The organism is Arenicella sp. 4NH20-0111, assembly GCF_040366405.1.
In the GTDB taxonomy this organism is placed as follows: domain Bacteria; phylum Pseudomonadota; class Gammaproteobacteria; order Arenicellales; family Arenicellaceae; genus Arenicella.
In genome coordinates this window covers 180,711-197,005 of record NZ_BAABWF010000003.1, presented here as the reverse complement: position 1 = coordinate 197,005, position 16,295 = coordinate 180,711, and the positions used below count along the sequence as shown (strand labels likewise).

General features: G+C 44.8%; 14 protein-coding genes and 1 pseudogene. 6 read left to right on the top strand and 9 right to left on the bottom strand.

The window, feature by feature from the left end:
- The first annotated feature begins 99 nt into the window (after positions 1-99).
- Together ABWW54_RS08270 and ABWW54_RS08265 are read left to right on the top strand one after the other, a co-directional pair.
- Positions 100-3,258 (top strand): TonB-dependent receptor, encoded by a 3,159-nt coding sequence (locus ABWW54_RS08270; protein ID WP_353411775.1) that lies wholly within the window; start codon positions 100-102, stop codon positions 3,256-3,258.
- An 81-nt stretch (positions 3,259-3,339) separates the two neighbouring features.
- Positions 3,340-4,362, top strand: coding sequence for a hypothetical protein (locus ABWW54_RS08265; protein ID WP_353411774.1), 1,023 nt, complete (start codon positions 3,340-3,342; stop codon positions 4,360-4,362).
- A gap of 465 nt (positions 4,363-4,827) precedes the next feature.
- Here the strand turns inward: ABWW54_RS08265 and ABWW54_RS08260 are convergent, their stop codons facing one another.
- The 6 genes from ABWW54_RS08260 to bufA1 form a co-directional block, all read right to left on the bottom strand.
- A complete protein-coding gene (locus ABWW54_RS08260; RefSeq protein WP_353411773.1) occupies positions 4,828-5,697 on the bottom strand; it encodes a fructosamine kinase family protein in 870 nt (289 codons plus the stop codon).
- On the bottom strand, positions 5,687-6,646 hold the full coding sequence (gene gluQRS, locus ABWW54_RS08255; RefSeq protein WP_353411772.1) for a tRNA glutamyl-Q(34) synthetase GluQRS: 960 nt from the start codon (positions 6,644-6,646) through the stop codon (positions 5,687-5,689). The genes ABWW54_RS08260 and gluQRS overlap by 11 nt, the downstream gene beginning before the upstream one ends.
- A gap of 97 nt (positions 6,647-6,743) precedes the next feature.
- Entirely contained in the window at positions 6,744-7,160 is a 417-nt protein-coding gene (locus ABWW54_RS08250; RefSeq protein ID WP_353411771.1) for a DoxX family protein, read from the bottom strand.
- Positions 7,161-7,245: 85 nt separating this feature from the next.
- The gene (bufB, locus tag ABWW54_RS08245) at positions 7,246-8,868 is read right to left on the bottom strand and encodes an MNIO family bufferin maturase (protein ID WP_353411770.1); all 1,623 of its coding nucleotides are present in this window, start codon (positions 8,866-8,868) and stop codon (positions 7,246-7,248) included.
- Positions 8,869-8,943: 75 nt separating this feature from the next.
- Positions 8,944-9,228: a BufA1 family periplasmic bufferin-type metallophore gene (locus ABWW54_RS08240; protein ID WP_353411769.1), complete on the bottom strand. Its 285-nt coding sequence runs from the start codon at positions 9,226-9,228 to the stop codon at positions 8,944-8,946.
- 112 nt (positions 9,229-9,340) lie between these two features.
- Entirely contained in the window at positions 9,341-9,742 is a 402-nt protein-coding gene (gene bufA1 / locus ABWW54_RS08235; protein WP_353411768.1) for a BufA1 family periplasmic bufferin-type metallophore, read from the bottom strand.
- A gap of 192 nt (positions 9,743-9,934) precedes the next feature.
- Here bufA1 and ABWW54_RS08230 point away from each other — a divergent pair, with 192 nt between their 5' ends.
- The 4 genes from ABWW54_RS08230 (at position 9,935) to ABWW54_RS08215 (ending at position 14,063) form a co-directional block, all read left to right on the top strand.
- Entirely contained in the window at positions 9,935-10,885 is a 951-nt protein-coding gene (locus tag ABWW54_RS08230; protein ID WP_353411767.1) for an MBL fold metallo-hydrolase, read from the top strand.
- A gap of 106 nt (positions 10,886-10,991) precedes the next feature.
- Positions 10,992-12,848, top strand: a complete 1,857-nt coding sequence (gene argS, locus ABWW54_RS08225) for an arginine--tRNA ligase (RefSeq protein WP_353411766.1) — start codon at positions 10,992-10,994, stop codon at positions 12,846-12,848.
- 25 nt (positions 12,849-12,873) lie between these two features.
- Complete coding sequence (locus ABWW54_RS08220) at positions 12,874-13,464, top strand: SPOR domain-containing protein (protein ID WP_353411765.1); 591 nt, start codon at positions 12,874-12,876, stop codon at positions 13,462-13,464.
- Positions 13,461-14,063, top strand: coding sequence for a DUF4254 domain-containing protein (locus ABWW54_RS08215; protein WP_353411764.1), 603 nt, complete (start codon positions 13,461-13,463; stop codon positions 14,061-14,063). Before ABWW54_RS08220 ends, ABWW54_RS08215 begins: the two co-directional genes overlap by 4 nt.
- Positions 14,064-14,107: 44 nt before the next feature.
- Here the strand turns inward: ABWW54_RS08215 and ABWW54_RS08210 are convergent, their stop codons facing one another.
- The 3 genes and pseudogenes from ABWW54_RS08210 to ABWW54_RS20145 all read right to left on the bottom strand — a co-directional run.
- On the bottom strand, positions 14,108-14,278 hold the full coding sequence (locus tag ABWW54_RS08210; RefSeq protein ID WP_353411763.1) for a hypothetical protein: 171 nt from the start codon (positions 14,276-14,278) through the stop codon (positions 14,108-14,110).
- A 148-nt stretch (positions 14,279-14,426) separates the two neighbouring features.
- Positions 14,427-15,461 carry a protease SohB gene (sohB, locus tag ABWW54_RS08205; protein WP_353411762.1) on the bottom strand — a complete coding sequence of 345 codons (1,035 nt, stop codon included), beginning with the start codon at positions 15,459-15,461 and terminating at the stop codon, positions 14,427-14,429.
- Positions 15,462-15,772: 311 nt separating this feature from the next.
- Positions 15,773-16,171, bottom strand: a pseudogene (locus ABWW54_RS20145) (hypothetical protein); the annotation flags it as partial.
- Positions 16,172-16,295: the final 124 nt, after the last annotated feature.

The window sequence follows — 16,295 nt, the reverse complement described above, 5'->3', positions numbered from 1 at the left end:
GCTGTCTCACTCCTAGACAGTGCTCTAAACCTTGGGCGATCCCATGGGCTTGGACAGACTTAAACAAAATGGGCGTAAGCCCGGAAGAGGAATTTTCAAATGCAACACTCCAAACGAAGAAGTGTGGCTAAGGCAGTATCTGGCATCGCGATTACCCTATTCGCTGCAGCCAGTTTTGCCCAAACCACGACATCATCGATACGAGGTAAAGTACTAGACTCAGCAGGAAACCCAATTTCCGATGCTGAAGTAGTTGTGGTTGACCAACGTACTGGTTCAACTCGACGTGTGAACTCTAATTCACAAGGTACTTTCTTCGCTTCAAATCTAGTAGTTGGCGGACCATTCATCGTTTCCGTTAATGGTAAGACCGTCAAAGTCGACAATATCTCACTGGGTGATATTTATAACCTGACCATCGATGGTGTGGCTCTTGCTGCGCAAGCACAGGAAATCGAAGAGGTTGTGGTAACTGGCAAGGCATCGTCACTGGCTGATATTTCTTCAGGCCCGTCAGCCGTCTTTTCCCTAACTGACCTCGAAGACGCGGTTGCATTCGAACGCGACATTAAGGACGTATTTGGAAACGACCCACGTATTAACATCGATGACTCTACTCGTGGTAGCGGCGTTAACTGCGGTGGTAAAAACCCACGTTTCAACGGAACGTCTATCGATGGTGTTTCACAAAATGACCGTTTTGGCCTAAACAACAATGGCTACGCGACGGCTAACGGCCAACCGTTCCCATTCGACGCAATTTCTCAAGTTTCAGTTGAGTTGGCGCCTTTCGACGTGACTTACGGTGACTTCTCAGCGTGTTCGATCAACGCGGTAACTAAGTCGGGCGAGAATGAATTTTTCGGTAACGCGTTTTATGAAATTTCTGGAGACGGATTTCGTGGCGACACGATTCGCGTAGACGGTCAAGATTTCAAGGCCGACAGTGAGAGCTATGATGAAACTTACTATGGTTTCACTCTAGGTGGGCCAATCATTAAAGATAACCTTTTCTTCTTTGTGTCTTACGAAGAAGAAGAATCTCCTCGCTTTACTTCCCAAGGTTTTGCGGGCTCAGGGGCAGGCGTTGAACGCGACTGGCTAAGCCAAGCCGACTATGAGCGTATATTAAACATCGCTCAATCTAACTACGGTTATAACCCAGGTGGCCAGCCCGGCAACGGTAATAACGACGTAGAAAAACTATTGGCTCGTTTAGACTGGGACATCAATGATAATCATCGTGCTTCACTGATCTATAACAAGTTCGAAGGTGTGGAGTTACGTGCGTCTGACGGCGACCTTGATGAGTTTGAGTTTTCAAACCATTTTTACAACAAAGGTAGCGATAATGAGACAACCATCTTCAAATTGAATTCAAACTGGACTGACCAATTTTCTTCCGAGATTTTTATCAGCCGCAGTGAATTAGATGATTCTCAAGTTTCCGTTGGCGACCCGGATTTTGGTGATTTTCAAATCAGCATCGACCGTAATACGGTTTACCTAGGCGCAGACGATTCGCGTCAAGGCAACGATTTAGATTACACGTCAGACTTGTTCAAATTGAACTTTCAGTATCTGACCGGTGATCACGTTATTACGTTTGGGTATGAGCAAGACGAATTAGAAGTATTTAACCTGTTCGTTCAACACTCACGCGGCGGCGAGTATGACTTTTTCGACGATAGCTTTGACGGCGGTTTAAGTGGCATCGACAAATTTGAACTTGGCCTTCCAAACCGTATCTACTACGGTAGCGGTGGCGGCACCAACAATGTGAATGACGCGGCGGCTAATTTCAGCAACACTCGCAAAACATTCTACATCCAAGATGAATACTATTTCAGTGACTTGGATCTAACCGTTGTAGGTGGTCTGCGCTATGAAAAGTTTGAAACTTCGGACTCTCCAGCGTTCAACCAGCGTTTTGCTCAAGACAATGGCTTCCCGAACAATGCCACTATTGACGGCGTTGATCTGTGGATGCCACGCGTAGGTTTCACTTGGAATAAGAGCGATTTAACCACACTACGTGGCGGTGTTGGCCTGTTCTCTGGCGGAAATCCAAACGTATGGATTTCTAACTCATACAGTAACGATGGCATCACAAACGTTCAGTTAAGGCAATCGTTTGACGAGTCGATTTTCAACTTACCGTTGAGTGGTCAAGGGCGACCTGGCTTTGACGTTCCTCAAGCTCTAGTTGATGGTGTGGCTAGTGTAACCGCCGATGATGCAGCAAACAGTCGATTGGCATTGGTTGATCCAAACTACAAACAACCAAATGAGCTAAAAGTTGCCTTAGGCGCAACGTTTAACGTCAGCGACGACCTTAGAATCGACACGGATTTGCTTTACACAAAGCAACGCGATTCTGCCGTGTACATCGACGCAGCACAACGCATCGTAGGCCAGACTTTGGCTGGCTCTCCTATCTACGAAGCCGTCATCGGATCTGAAAACTACGTACTCACCAATTCTGATCGCGACGCAAGTGGATTAGTATTGTCCGTAGGCGCCACAAAGTATTTCGAATCTGGTGCCGAATTGACGGTAGGCTATGCTTACAGTGACGTTGAAGATGTGTCAGGCATGAACTCTTCAGTCGCGTTTTCGAACTTCAATAATGTGGCAACCAACAACCCGAACTCGGTTGAAGCTGGCACCTCTGAATACGAAGTTGAGAACCGAGCTACATTCCGTTACAAGTTCCAAAAGAACTGGTTCGGTGACTTAGCAACTCGGTTTGCTATTTATGGCGTGGTTAAAGACGGTCAAGGTACCAGCTTCACCATGAGCAACAATGGCCTTGAGGACAACAGTCGCGGTACGCGTCAATTGTTGTACGTACCCACGTCCAATGACGGCGCTGTGGTTTACGGCGACAATTTCGATCGAGCAGGATTCGAGGCGTTTGTCGATCAGAATGGTTTGTCTCGCGGCAAATTTGTTGGTCGCAACGACGCGGGTTCAAGGAGAAGCGCACGAATCGACTTCCGTGTCGATCAAGAGCTGCCTGAAATCGGCGGTTTCCGACCTCGTGTCTACGCCAAAATCAACAACGTTCTGAATATGCTGAACGACAGCTGGGGCGAGCAATACGACGCGCGTTTTATCAACGCTCAGGTTGTTGAGTCTTCAGTAAACGCTAGCGGTCAATTGGTGTTCGACGAGTTCGACCCGACTGGCACCAGCGAGCTTCGTGTTGATTCTTCAGTATGGGAAGCTCGTGTTGGTTTAGAAATTAAATTCTAAGCCATCAGGCACAAGCCAATAAGTAAGAAAGGGTCAGCGCATGCTGGCCCTTTTTATTTGATTAAACCAAACAACTACCTCATGAAACATCGCCTAACTTTAGCTGCATTGATTACCTTAACGGTTTCTTCAGTGACGCATTCCGCCTCGCCGGTTGAATACCCTGTGCACACCATTGAGCTCGCCTACCCGTTGGACAATAAGATGATTGAGGTATCAGGGCTAACCTGGTGTGACGATCATTTAATATTGCTGCCTCAATACCCTGAACGATTTAATGAACACGGCAAGAAAAGCCTGTATTCCATTCCTAAAAAACGCATTATTGAGTATCTATCTACCCCTAAGCCGGCTCCCTTGGAAGCTCTTAGAATAGAGCTACACGAGAATGCAATACGATCAAGAATGGCTTCATTCGATGGTTATGAGGCGATTGCATGCAATCAAGATACAGCCTGGCTAAGCATCGAAGCAAAAGATCACGCGGGAATATTTCAAACCTACGTCGTGCCAGCTGAATTTGACCTTAATAAAACCACTCTCAGTGTAAGAACGGACAAGATTCGCTACGTGAAATCTCAAAGCGGCATGATAAACATGGCGGATGAGGCGATTACCCTAACAAAAACACATCTAATCACATTGCATGAAGTAAACGATGAACGCAAAGTGAAACTCCCAAAGGCAAATAGAGTCAATCTACTGACTGGTGAACAAGACCTAATTGAATTCGAACACTTACCATTTCGCATCACCGATGCCAGCGCCATCAGCGACACCAATACATTTTGGGTGATTAATTATCAATACAGCGGCGATGAATTTGCAAAGAAATCAAATGACTTTATCGCGCGTGAATACGGGCAAGGCAAGACTCACCAGCATTATTTTAATACAGAGAGACTCATTGAATACGAATTGATCGACAACAGAATAGTTAAAACAAACCGCGAGCCAATTCAGCTAATAATGGAACAAGACGAAGGTAGAAACTGGGAAGGCATTGCGCGGCTAGACAATGCAGGTTTTTTACTAATCACAGACAAACATCCGACAACAATTCTAGGATTTGTCGGTGTTGACCTCCGGTCAGCTGATGAATAATTAATCACAAATGAGGCAAGAAGAAGGTTCTTCAAAACAAACATAAAAAAAAGCTTGTCGAAGGGGGGTTGGGAACCTTCGACAAGCTTATGAATGAAGGGCATCTGCCCCCCCAATATACTCATCCAAATACGGGTTGGAATTACTTGAACGAGTAGAAACTGTTTGTCGAGAAATTATCGAACACGATGCGCATAATGCGGCAATAGACTGGGGGTTACTCTTTTAACTAATGACCTAAGACTCTCATAGAGTGAGAAATTCTGTATCCGTTCATTGATAGACTTAAAACTTTTGAGTATTGCTCCCCCCAGAGCTTGTTCCATAACGACTCAAATTTCCTTTCGGAATCCAATTTAAAGTTGTTTACACTTGTCCTTGGACTAACTAAGTTACGCCTACACGATCCAGTCGTCAATACCAATAAATAAAAAAAATCGTTTTTTTGTCACATGGTAGACATTACTAAATTTTTAGCTTTAGAAGTAGAGAATTAACCAGGGGTTCGTAAGAGCAACCAAATAGATTCACGTGATTTAATGCATGATAAATATTATAAATTGACTCTCTTTCATTGACGTCTTGGGGCGCCGGAATCAACGCACGATACGCTGTATAAAATGTTGACGGCAGTCTGCCAAATAAGACCGACATCGCTATATCTACCTCCGAGTCTCCATAGTACGGAGCAGGATCGTACACAAGCGCCTCTTGTCGGGTTAACGAGTAGGCGACATTTCCAGTCCATAAATCCCCATGAAGAAGCCGCGGTTTAATATTACTTACATCGACTAATTCAGAAAAGTTACTCATGACGCGCTCTACCCCGAAAGTCGCTGTTGCTGACAAACCTTGCTCAGCCGCTCGCACAAGTTGCGGAGCCAAACGTTGAGAAACAAAAAAATCACACCAGTCGTTACACCAGTGATTGGATTGAACAGACATCCCAATATGTCCATGATCTGGCCATCCGAACTCACTCGAGCTGACTTGATGCAAAACCGCTAACGTCTCAGCTAATTGAGTCGCGTTAGTTTCATCAACTGGTATAAACTCATGATATTCCAACGATAGCATTGCTACAGACGGGCCGACCTTGTAAGCCCCAAAGCTAGGGAAACACTGGACTCCCAATTGGCTCAACCTTGATAGAGCTTGATATTCACTTTGCAGTACCTGTTTATTCTCATTAGCCTTAATAAAAACACGTTCTCCATTTGCTCCGGAGGCCGCAAAGCAATCATTTATATCACCTCCAAACACCGGCTCAAGAGTCACATTGGTCGCATTCTGATTTAGCTCAATCGCCGCGAAGTCTTGAACTTCAGACTTCATTGTTTAATACCGCATTTAGCGATGACAAACTCGAGTCATTTCGTAAATCCGTCACACTGATAGCTGAAGAGCATTGCGACAGCCCAATGGAGTGAGTCAAATAACCGACCAACTCCTCCGCTGAACGGTTTGAATCTCGCCACTGTTGAACAGAAAAGGAACCATCACGCTTTGACATTTTGTATCCACTGGGATCCATCATTAGCGGCACATGATGATATTCAATACTATTCTGAGAAGGACGAATTAGGTTTGCCAAATAGAGTTGCCGAGCAGTACTGCTGGCTAAATCATCACCTCGAACCACATGAGTGATCTCTTGATCAACGTCGTCTACCACAACGGCCAATTGATAGGCGTACAATCCGTCAGCGCGATGAAGCACAAAATCGCCGCAATCATCCACTAACCTACCTTTCGTTCTCACTCGGATAGCTGACTGTTTATGATGTATTAATCGTTCGGAATCGTTGGTATTAATGTTTGCACAGGTACCGGGATAACCCCCCATGGCTCCATGGGGCGCACTGCTCGCCAAGCGAATGTCTTTCCGAGAGCAAAAGCAAGGATAGCTAAGTTCACGTTCAGCTAAGTCATTGAGAATTTCCTGATAACGATTCGCGCGTGTTGATTGATACATAACTGGACCATCCCAGTCTAACCCCAACCATTCCAGATCACGTAAAATTTGGGAGTCGCACCCGTCTACCACCCTCGGTGTATCAACGTCCTCCATGCGAATTAAAAACTCACCTTGATGCAACCTTGCATGCAACCAAGCAAGCAAAGCAGTACGCAAATTCCCAAGATGTTGCGGCCCTGTGGGACTGGGTGCGTACCGCCCGATAACATGACGTTCTTCTCTCATAGCAAAAGCATACCAAGCAGGCACGGCTTTAGGAACCACCGTTAAGCTTCGCTCAATCACAAAGTTATCTAATACGGGCAAAAAAAACCCTCAGCTCAATTCAAGCTGAGGGCGAGAATGCAGTAACCCTAAAAAGGGGGATGATGGGTAAGGCGTTACTGCTAAACCAACATATCGGCTATTTATCTTTCAATAGCCAATAGTCGAGGGATAGCTTGTTGCCTCCATGACCAACTAGCATCGCCAGAATAATCATCCAAAAATAATGCTGATGATCCTGCAGAACAAAAATCTGAATCACGGCACTCATTATCAAAAGGCCCAATGCACTAAAACGGGTAAGCAGACCCAATATCAACAATACTGGTAACACCAGCTCTCCGGCTGTCGCTAAATACGCTGCGGGTTCAGCAGGCAAAAATGGCAACGCGAAATCATCTTCGAAAAGCTCAACGGTTTCCTCAAAGTCGTCTAACTTAGCCAACCCTGAAACAAAGAACACGTAATAACCAAGATAAATTCGAGCCCAAAGGTTTGCTATTGGAGCAACAACCGCGGAACACAGCCCGCAAAAGCCAAGATACATATTTTTCATTTTTAATAGTCTGGTGTTTTGGTTAAGACATCGAGCTAGTTTAGCCCGCATTCATAAATGCAAAACTGCTTGGGCCGAATACCAACTATTCGACTGTTCTGCATAACAATGTATTTTCAAAAACAAACCCTAAGTTCGCAGACACATCATTCGAATCTATAGACCCTGCCAACGCATCAATCGCTTGCATCAAATTTTCACTTTTTCGAATCTGAGCCAGCGTGTTAGCTAGCTCATCAGAAATTATCTCGGCCTGTACGACGCTATCACGCTTAAAAATGAGTATGGTGTCACTACTTTGATCTAGAGTAACTTCGACTTGACCTGAGTAACTCGGGAGAGACTGTCTGTGTATTTCCCATATTGGATATTCAGACTCACAAACGGTCACACTCAAATCCAACTCAACGGGCAACGACAACAAATCTTCTTGAGGCACTGAGCGGGGATCGAGAGGTAGAATCACTTTGCTGTAATAAGCGAAATGCAGTGCCCACTCGAACCGCATCAGATCTTGCAAGTAGGGTAAATCAGCCAACGACTCAAAATACTCTATGACAAAACGGAGTTCTTTACCGTAGCGATGCAGGTCCCCGATGCTCGGAGGATACTTTTGCACCGAAACCTGCACCATTTGCTTAAAGAAATCCTGACCCACCACACCCCGAGTTGCGGGATAGACCTCAGCCAAATAATCCTGAATCGCACCAAAAAGATTGTTTTGATAGACGCCGATTCTGTGTTTTTGCCCAGCGATTACCTGATCATGATTGTCCGATAGAGAAAAAACATCATTCAAAAAACGATCCTGAAAAGGCCCTAGCGAGTGTTTGTCAGAGCGCCCAGAATCATCATCTAATTTTGCGACTGACTTTATGTTTATAGGTCGAGCGGCGCGAATTCTGTTATCGGCCTTTTCACACTCGCCAATTAGAACATCAAACTCAGGAAAATCTGAATCCCACTCAAACAACGTGGGCACCGCACCATGGATAGCCATCGCTTTTTCGAATAACCGCCACACAGGCTCGTGCACAGGGTGATCATGGGTATCAATTAACAAGGTTTCGGAGACACCTTCAAGGTCGCGGGTAACTTCGGTGTATCCAGCCAAGTGGTACTGCTTTATCGCGTCCGTACTCAGCGCTGATAAATAAGCAACGGGATCCCTACCAACGTTCACAGCACTAACGTGAATATTGTTTATGTCCACCAATAATCCACACCCAGTTTTATCCGCTAATTGGTTCAAAAAATCAGGCTCAGGAATTTGCAAGGCATCAAAGACCAAATAATTTGATGGATTTTCTATCAGAATTTGCCGCCCTAAAGCTTGTTGCATCTGATCGATGTGGTCGCACATGATAGAAAGTGCTTGGCTGGTTAATGGCAATGGCAGCAGGTCTGGCACATGGCGATGTGAGTAGGCACTCCAAGCCAAATGCTCAGAAACAATGAATGGACGCACCTCTGCTACTAAACTAGACAGCGACGCTAAGTGTTGTTTGTCTAGCTCATCAGCTCTTCCCAACGATAAACCAACGCCATGGAGACTGATCGGGTAATGATCACGCAACTCAAGTAGCGTTTCCTTAACCAAAGAGTCTCCGAAGTAGTTTTCAGAATGTGCCTCCAGAAAGCCCAACTCTGGCCTTTCTGCAAATACCTTCTCAAATAACTCTGGCCTAATGCCTAACCCACAATTCATCACGTATCCCTATACTAAGACCGGTCAAGCGTATTCCGCTTGGCCGGTCTATTTAGCTAGCCCCAACGGTCGTCGCTAAGACGCTTCTTCCGCTTTTTTCTTCTTAGTTTTTACCGTTCCACCAACGATCTTTTCACACGTTCCTTCAGGCATGTAGACCCACTCATTTGGATCACCATCAACCGCGGCCTGCCCTGCACACGCGTGTCCATTCGCGCCACAGTCATTCATGCCGGCCTTGGCAACCCCTTGGCACTTTTCATAACCCTCTTTGCCCGCATGAGACATAGCGGGGGCAGCAACAAGGGCAACGGCTAGGATAGAAGCGGCGGCGATAGGGGCTTTAGATTGTATACTCATTATAAATTCCTCTTGGTAGTTTAAAGGGTTGCACAAAATGCAAAACGGCTTCGCGATACATCGTCGAAGCCGTTTTATTAGATCATAGTTTGTTGATCTTCAGGTCAAGTCTTTAAATTGACTCTCCGAATTTATCCACCAAGCGCCCACCGACGACAGCGGGGTCAGTTTGTTCGGCGATCTTTTTACACGCTTTTGCTAGCTTCTTTTCCTTTGTGCCTTCAGGTGCCTCTGCTGTGCCAGCGCAAATTGAAACAATATTGCCGCACGTTCCTGCCGGAACTTTAATCCAGGCGCCGACCATATTATCTTCCTTCGCGTTGCCTTGACATGAAATACCCAACGACTTAGATGCACAGGTATTTTTGCCACCTTTAACAATGTCAGCACAACGCTCACTAGACGCTGCAGACGCAACTGGCGACACACTCATTAACGCGGTTGCCAATACTGATGTCGCCAATGCGGCACTCAGTGTTTTTGTGGATTTCTCAGTGGTTTTAACAGTTTTCATTATTTTCTAGACCTCAGTTTTAAAGTTTTTCAGGTTACACTGACTAATAAGAACCGTGGGACTGCAAAATGCTTGCAAATATCTCGCTTACTTATCAAAGTTTCACATTCCATTGGTGACACCAATCAATGGCGTTAATATCCTAATCCAACGTAAGCAATGCTTACGTTCTGATCATCTAAAGACCGAACCATGCGTGAATATATCCCTGACTCTAACATTTACACCGTAGACGCTCTGTATTATCAAGAGCAGCTTGCTTCTATTCACATCATCAGAGACGGAGACAGACTCAGTATCATAGACACAGGAACGCAATTTTCGGTTCCTCAACTTAAAACGGCGATAGACGCACTCGGGCTGAGCTTCGATAACGTTGACTACATCATTCTCACTCACATTCATCTTGACCACGCGGGCGGCGCCAGTTCGTTAATGGCCTTGTGTTCTAATGCGGAGCTTGTCGTTCATCCCAAGGGAGCTCGACACATGATAGACCCAAGCAAGCTGGTCGCGGGGGCCATGGCCGTTTACGGAGATACCGAATTCAATCGCTTGTACGGCACAATCGGAAAAATTGATCCAAGCCGGGTCATTCAACCCCAAGATGGGGAAACCTTGCCGTGGAAAACTCGTCCCCTTACCTTTATCGATACACCCGGACATGCCAATCACCATCATTGTATTATTGAGCATGAGAGTAACGCCATATTCACTGGTGACACACTAGGGATAGGGTATCGAGCGTTGCGTAGCGAGGGTCACGCTTTTGTCATGCCAACGACCACGCCTGTACAATTCAACCCAGAGGCACTACACCACTCGATCGACAAAGTGATGGAGTACAATCCTGACACGTTGTATTTAACTCACTACAGTGCATTAACACCCAATCAAAGAATGATTTCCGGTTTGCATGAGCAAATAGATGATTTTGTCATGCTCACTCAGCAAGCAGCCGAAGGGGACGAAGCTTCATTTGAAACTCGTCTTGCCAGCTCAATCACGGAATACCTCGTTCGGCGTTGCAGTAATGAACTACCCACTGTCGATAAAACTGTGATTGATAAATGGATAGGCTTAGATGCGAATTTAAACGCTCAAGGCTTGGCTTTCTGGTGGCAACGAAAACACGCAGCTTAAAACCTCAATAAAAATGAGAGCTGAGCTATTTTCTAGCGATAGAAACCGTTAAAATTACGCGCTTCGGCTATCTGGCCAATTTTAGCATTGCTTAAGAGAGTATTCCTTGAAAGACCAATTAGACAGCCTGTTCAGCCAGGCAATTATCACCCTTAAAGAAAGCAGCGTAATCCCTGAGGATCACGAGGTAAAATTGGTATTTGAACGCACTCGGCAAAAAGAGCATGGCGATTTTGCTTGTAACGTGGCAATGATGCTTGCTAAGCCTGCACGCAAAAACCCAAGAGAACTGGCCTCCTTAATTGTTGATGCACTGCCCAACGATCCACTGGTTACTAAGGTGGAAATAGCCGGACCGGGTTTCATTAACGTCTTTCTTGCTAGCGATGCCCAAACCTCTACATTGACAAGCATTTTTGACCAAGGTGATCGCTATGGTCTGGCGAAACCAGACTCCAAGCAAAAAATCATGGTGGAGTTTGTATCAGCAAACCCCACAGGCCCCCTTCACGTCGGTCACGGGCGTGGGGCTGCCTACGGTGATGCTCTTGCTCGCGTTTTAAGCGCTGCTGGTAACAAGGTAGAGCGTGAGTATTACGTTAATGATGCTGGCCGGCAAATGGACATACTGGCTGTGAGCGTTTGGTTTAGATACCTTCAAGCCAACCAAGTCGATATAGAGTTTCCCAGCAACTGTTACAAAGGGGATTACGTTAAGGACTTCGCCACGCAGATCCTAAGCACGCATGGTGATAGATTCTCGATCCCGCTCGAGGACTACCTTGCCTCAGAACTTAGCCGAGATGACTCGACCGCATTGACAACACTGAAAAACCTATCGGCCAGCGAAAAGGAAGCTCAACGAACAAAGCTAAACCAGAGCGAAGATGAATTTGAATCTTCTTTTGAGAAAAAATTCAAAGAGGAATATCTCGACAACCGTATTGAATTTGCCAAGAACCATCTAAATCAAGAAGGGTTCGACGTGTTTTTCAAACTCGCTTTAAGTTCGATACTTGATGACATTAAACAAGATTTAAGTGAGTTTGGGGTGGATTATGATACTTGGTATTCAGAGCGCTCATTGTTTGACAGCGGCAAAATTGAACGTGCGATTGACAAGCTAAAGTCCTCGGGAGACGTTTACGAAAAAGGAGGCGCTTGGTGGTTCCAGACAACTAAGTACGGCGATGAAAAGGACCGTGTCGTGGTCAGGGATAATGGCCAACCCACATACTTCGCCTCAGATATAGCCTATCACCAGGACAAACTTGACCGCGGGTTTGACCTTTCGATCAATGTCTGGGGATCAGATCACCATGGATACATCCCTAGGGTAAAAGCCTCTCTACAAGCTCTAGGTCTGAACCAAGACAAGCTAAAGGTTTTGCTGGTTCAGTTTGCTGTGTTGTATCGAGGTGGGGAGAAAGTAGGCATGTCTACTCGCAGCGGAGAGTTTGTAACACTGCGTGAGCTCAGAGACGATATTGGTTCTGACGCAGCACGCTTTTTCTATGCACAGCGAAAATCTGAACAACACATGGATTTCGACTTAGATCTAGCTAAGGCGCAAAACAATGAAAACCCAATGTACTATGTACAATATGCGCACGCGCGAATTTGTCGCCTGTTCGAAACCGCAGTCGATCAAAAGGTTGACATCCTAGACTTAGAAACAGCGGACTTTGGAGAGTTAAACTTCGATCAAGAGGTCACACTCATTACCGCATTACAACGCTTCCCTGAAGTGGTAGAAAAAGCGGCGAAAAACTTCGAACCACACCAGATCACATACTATTTGAAAGACGTTGCCACCGCCTACCACTCATATTACAACTCGCATAAAGTGTTAGATGCGCCAGAAACAAAGCGTCATGCCATGCTTGCTTTGTGCAAAGCCACTCAACAGGTGATCAAGAATGGATTAGGCATAATCGGCGTCGGCGCACCCGAGTCTATGTAACGCAACCGAAACGGATACAGAGACCATGCCTCAAGCCAAGCGCATCAAAGCTAAACCGAAACCCAAGAAAAGAAACACTAAAAAACGCGATGTACCGTGGGGGCTTCTACTTGTGGTATTAGTCACGGGCGTAGTCTTAGGAAAACTGATCCACGGGTCTCAAAATGGTGAGTCAAGTTTTGGGGCAGGCCTGAAAACCTTATTCGAACAAAAATCCGTCAATGACGATGAAGACACACAAGCAATTCAAGATCTAGTCGCAAAAAGCACTGAAAAAGAATTCGACTTTTATGAAGTGCTACCGGAAATCGAAAAGGTCATGCCGGATGATTTGCCGGATGCCGAACCAGCACGACCACGAGCCGACATTGACTATTATGTTCAGGCTGCTTCTTTTCGCAAAAATGCCGATGCAGAAAAGTTGCGAGCCCGACTCGCATTAAAAGGATTTAAGTCCATGACACAATCTCGAACCTCAGAAGAACGAGGTACCTATTATCGAGTAAGACTTGGGCCCTTCCCAGATAAAAGAAAAGCTAAAACTGTTAAAAATAAACTAAAGAGACTCGGGGTTAACCCGATAGTCACATCGGTAACAAAAAAGAAAAAAACATGATTTCATTATCATCTTTCGCTGAAAAAACAATAGAACTGCAAACTTTTTACACCAACGAATGGCATACAGAAACACCTAGAATTTTGCCCGCCGATGGGCTTCCGAAACTAATTGCCAGTCAGCATGAGCAAAACTTTGACCTATGGCACGAGGAAGATAAAGCAAGAGACCCCCTCGCTTCCAATGCCACAATTGCTCAAGTAAAACGCAACATCGATGCGCACAATCAATGCAGAAATGACTTGATTACTGAAATCGATATCTGGCTAGCCGAACATCAATTGGCAGAGTTTCAAAACGAAGCACTACCTTGGAACTCGGAGACCATTGGTAGCATTATTGATAGGCTCTCGATTGCTAGCTTGAAAGTTTTCCATATGTTAGAACAAACAGAACGCAAAGACGTCACGGCAGATCATGTTACTGAATGCAAAGCTAAGCTAGCCAGACTAACCGTCCAGCAACAAGACTTAGGAACGTCGATGCAACACTTCATGAATGAAATCGTCGACGGAAAAAAGCAAAACAAATTGTATCGTCAATTCAAAATGTACAACGATCCGATGCTAAATCCTAAAATCTACTCAAATAAGACCTAAGGATAAAAACAAAAAAGCCAGCACTTTTAAATGCCGGCTTTTTTTTACACTTTAGGCTTTTGATAGGTAAGGTCTGGCGTCGCCTGTCCTTCCATCATCACCCGCATCCAATGCTGATGCTGCGCCAATCTCTTAGCTCGCCTAGAACATTTCGCTTCTTCTGCACCACGTTCTAGGACAGTTTGTATACTACGTTGCTTACTACTCTTATTCATTATGTCAGTCATATCAACCTCGGTACTCAGCGAGCACACTGGTGAATCCAAGTATCTACAATGTAAATACTACCTGACTACACAGAGCAGTAAATTGCGTTTTTCCTCAATTTAAACGCATAACGTTTGGGAAAAAACGCTCCTCTAATCAATAACGTGCAGCGCTTTGCTCATCGTTCAGTCGATTTTTAATACGATCGATACTAGAAAAAAGACCTCCAAGAAATTTATCCTGAAGACTTTGTTTAACTTCCATCGTCAGCTCATATATGTCATAGACATCTACGCTACTCGTCAAAAATTCATCGCTGGTTTTTAACTCATCAACAAGGTTAAGAGCCAGAGCCTGCTTACCATACCAGTGCTCTCCGGTAGAAACTTTATCGACATCTAACTTTGAACGATTCTCAGAAACAAAATCTTGAAATAGGTTATGCGTTTCCTGTAATTCAGTCCTTAGTTTTTCACGCTCTTTCTCACCATTTTTACCAAACATGGTGACAGTGCGCTTGAACTCACCAGCAGTATGCTGTTCAAAATCAATCCCAGCCTTATCAAGAAGTCTGTGGAAATTTGGTAGTTGTGCTACCACGCCAATTGAACCGATTATCGCAAAAGGCGCCGCGATAATTTTATCCGCCACACAGGCCATCATATACCCACCGCTGGCGGCCACTCTATCAATGACAACCGTAAAAGTAAGATTCGCATCCTTAATACGCTGAAGTTGAGATGCTGCTAGGCCATGTTCATGAACCATTCCGCCTGAGTTATCGAGCCGCAACAAAACCTCGTCCTGCGGTTGAGCAACGCTTAACAACGCCGTAATCTCTTCGCGAAGAGTTTCAACTTCACTAGCCCTTACATCACCATCGAAATTCAACACGAAAAGTTTAGGCTTACGCTTTTCTTTGGCACCGGTTTTTTTACTTTGCTTTGCGAGCTTAGCGGCTTCTTTCTGCTCTAACTTGAGTTCCTTCTTGAGCTCTTTTTTATCCATGAGCGCCACCTTTACAGCATCGGTGAGCTCGGATAACTTTTCGTTTAGGTTGGTCACTTTCAATTTAGATCCGTCCTCTTTCTTTCTGCTGCTACCCACAATGGCAACGGCAAAAACTAGAGCGATGAGACCGGTAATAACTTTGGCAATAAACAAGCCGTAAGAAAAGAAAAATTCAGACATTCTGCACGTATATATTTACACTTTTAAAGCTCGGCATTATACAGCTCAGCGGTTTTTGTAACATGCGAATTATAGGTTTACTTGACATTAGGCGAAGGTCAAACATATTCTTCAAGTGTATTGCACGTTCAAAGCACTTTTCGTTAGTACTAATCTTGAAATATTTCTTGAAATTATTGTGTGCTAGTAACGCTACCTAACATCACCCTTAGCGAGGAACTCATGGCTACAAAAAGCACTAAAAAGAAAACGAAGAAGGCTGCAGAGAACAAAACAACTGAGGCTGATTCTAAAAAAACAGCCAATAAGGTCACGACCAAAAAGGCCGCCAAGGAGGTAGCCAAGAAAACATCTAAAAAAGTGGCTAAAAAAACAGCCGCTAAAAAGGCTTCAAAAAAGGTCGCCAAGAAAACAACCAAAAAAGTAGCTAAAAAAACAGCAGCCAAAAAGGCTTCAAAAAAGGTCGCCAAGAAAACAACCAAAAAAGTAGCTAAAAAAACAGCAGCCAAAAAGGCTTCAAAAAAGGTCGCTAAGAAAACAACCAAAAAAGTAGCTAAAAAAACAGCCGCTAAAAAGGCTTCAAAAAAGGTCGCTAAGAAAACAGCCGCCAAAAAGGCTTCAAAAAAGGTCGCTAAGAAAACAACCAAAAAAGTAGCTAAAAAAACAGCCGCTAAAAAGGCTTCAAAAAAGGTTGCTAAGAGAACAACCAAAAAAGTAGCTAAAAAGCGTGCCCGAAAGGCCGGATTGAGTATTCCAAGGCCATTCTAAAGGTAAGCTGTTATAGACGAAGCATGACTATTTAGTGGCTTAACCAACAGAAAAATAAAAAGCCTC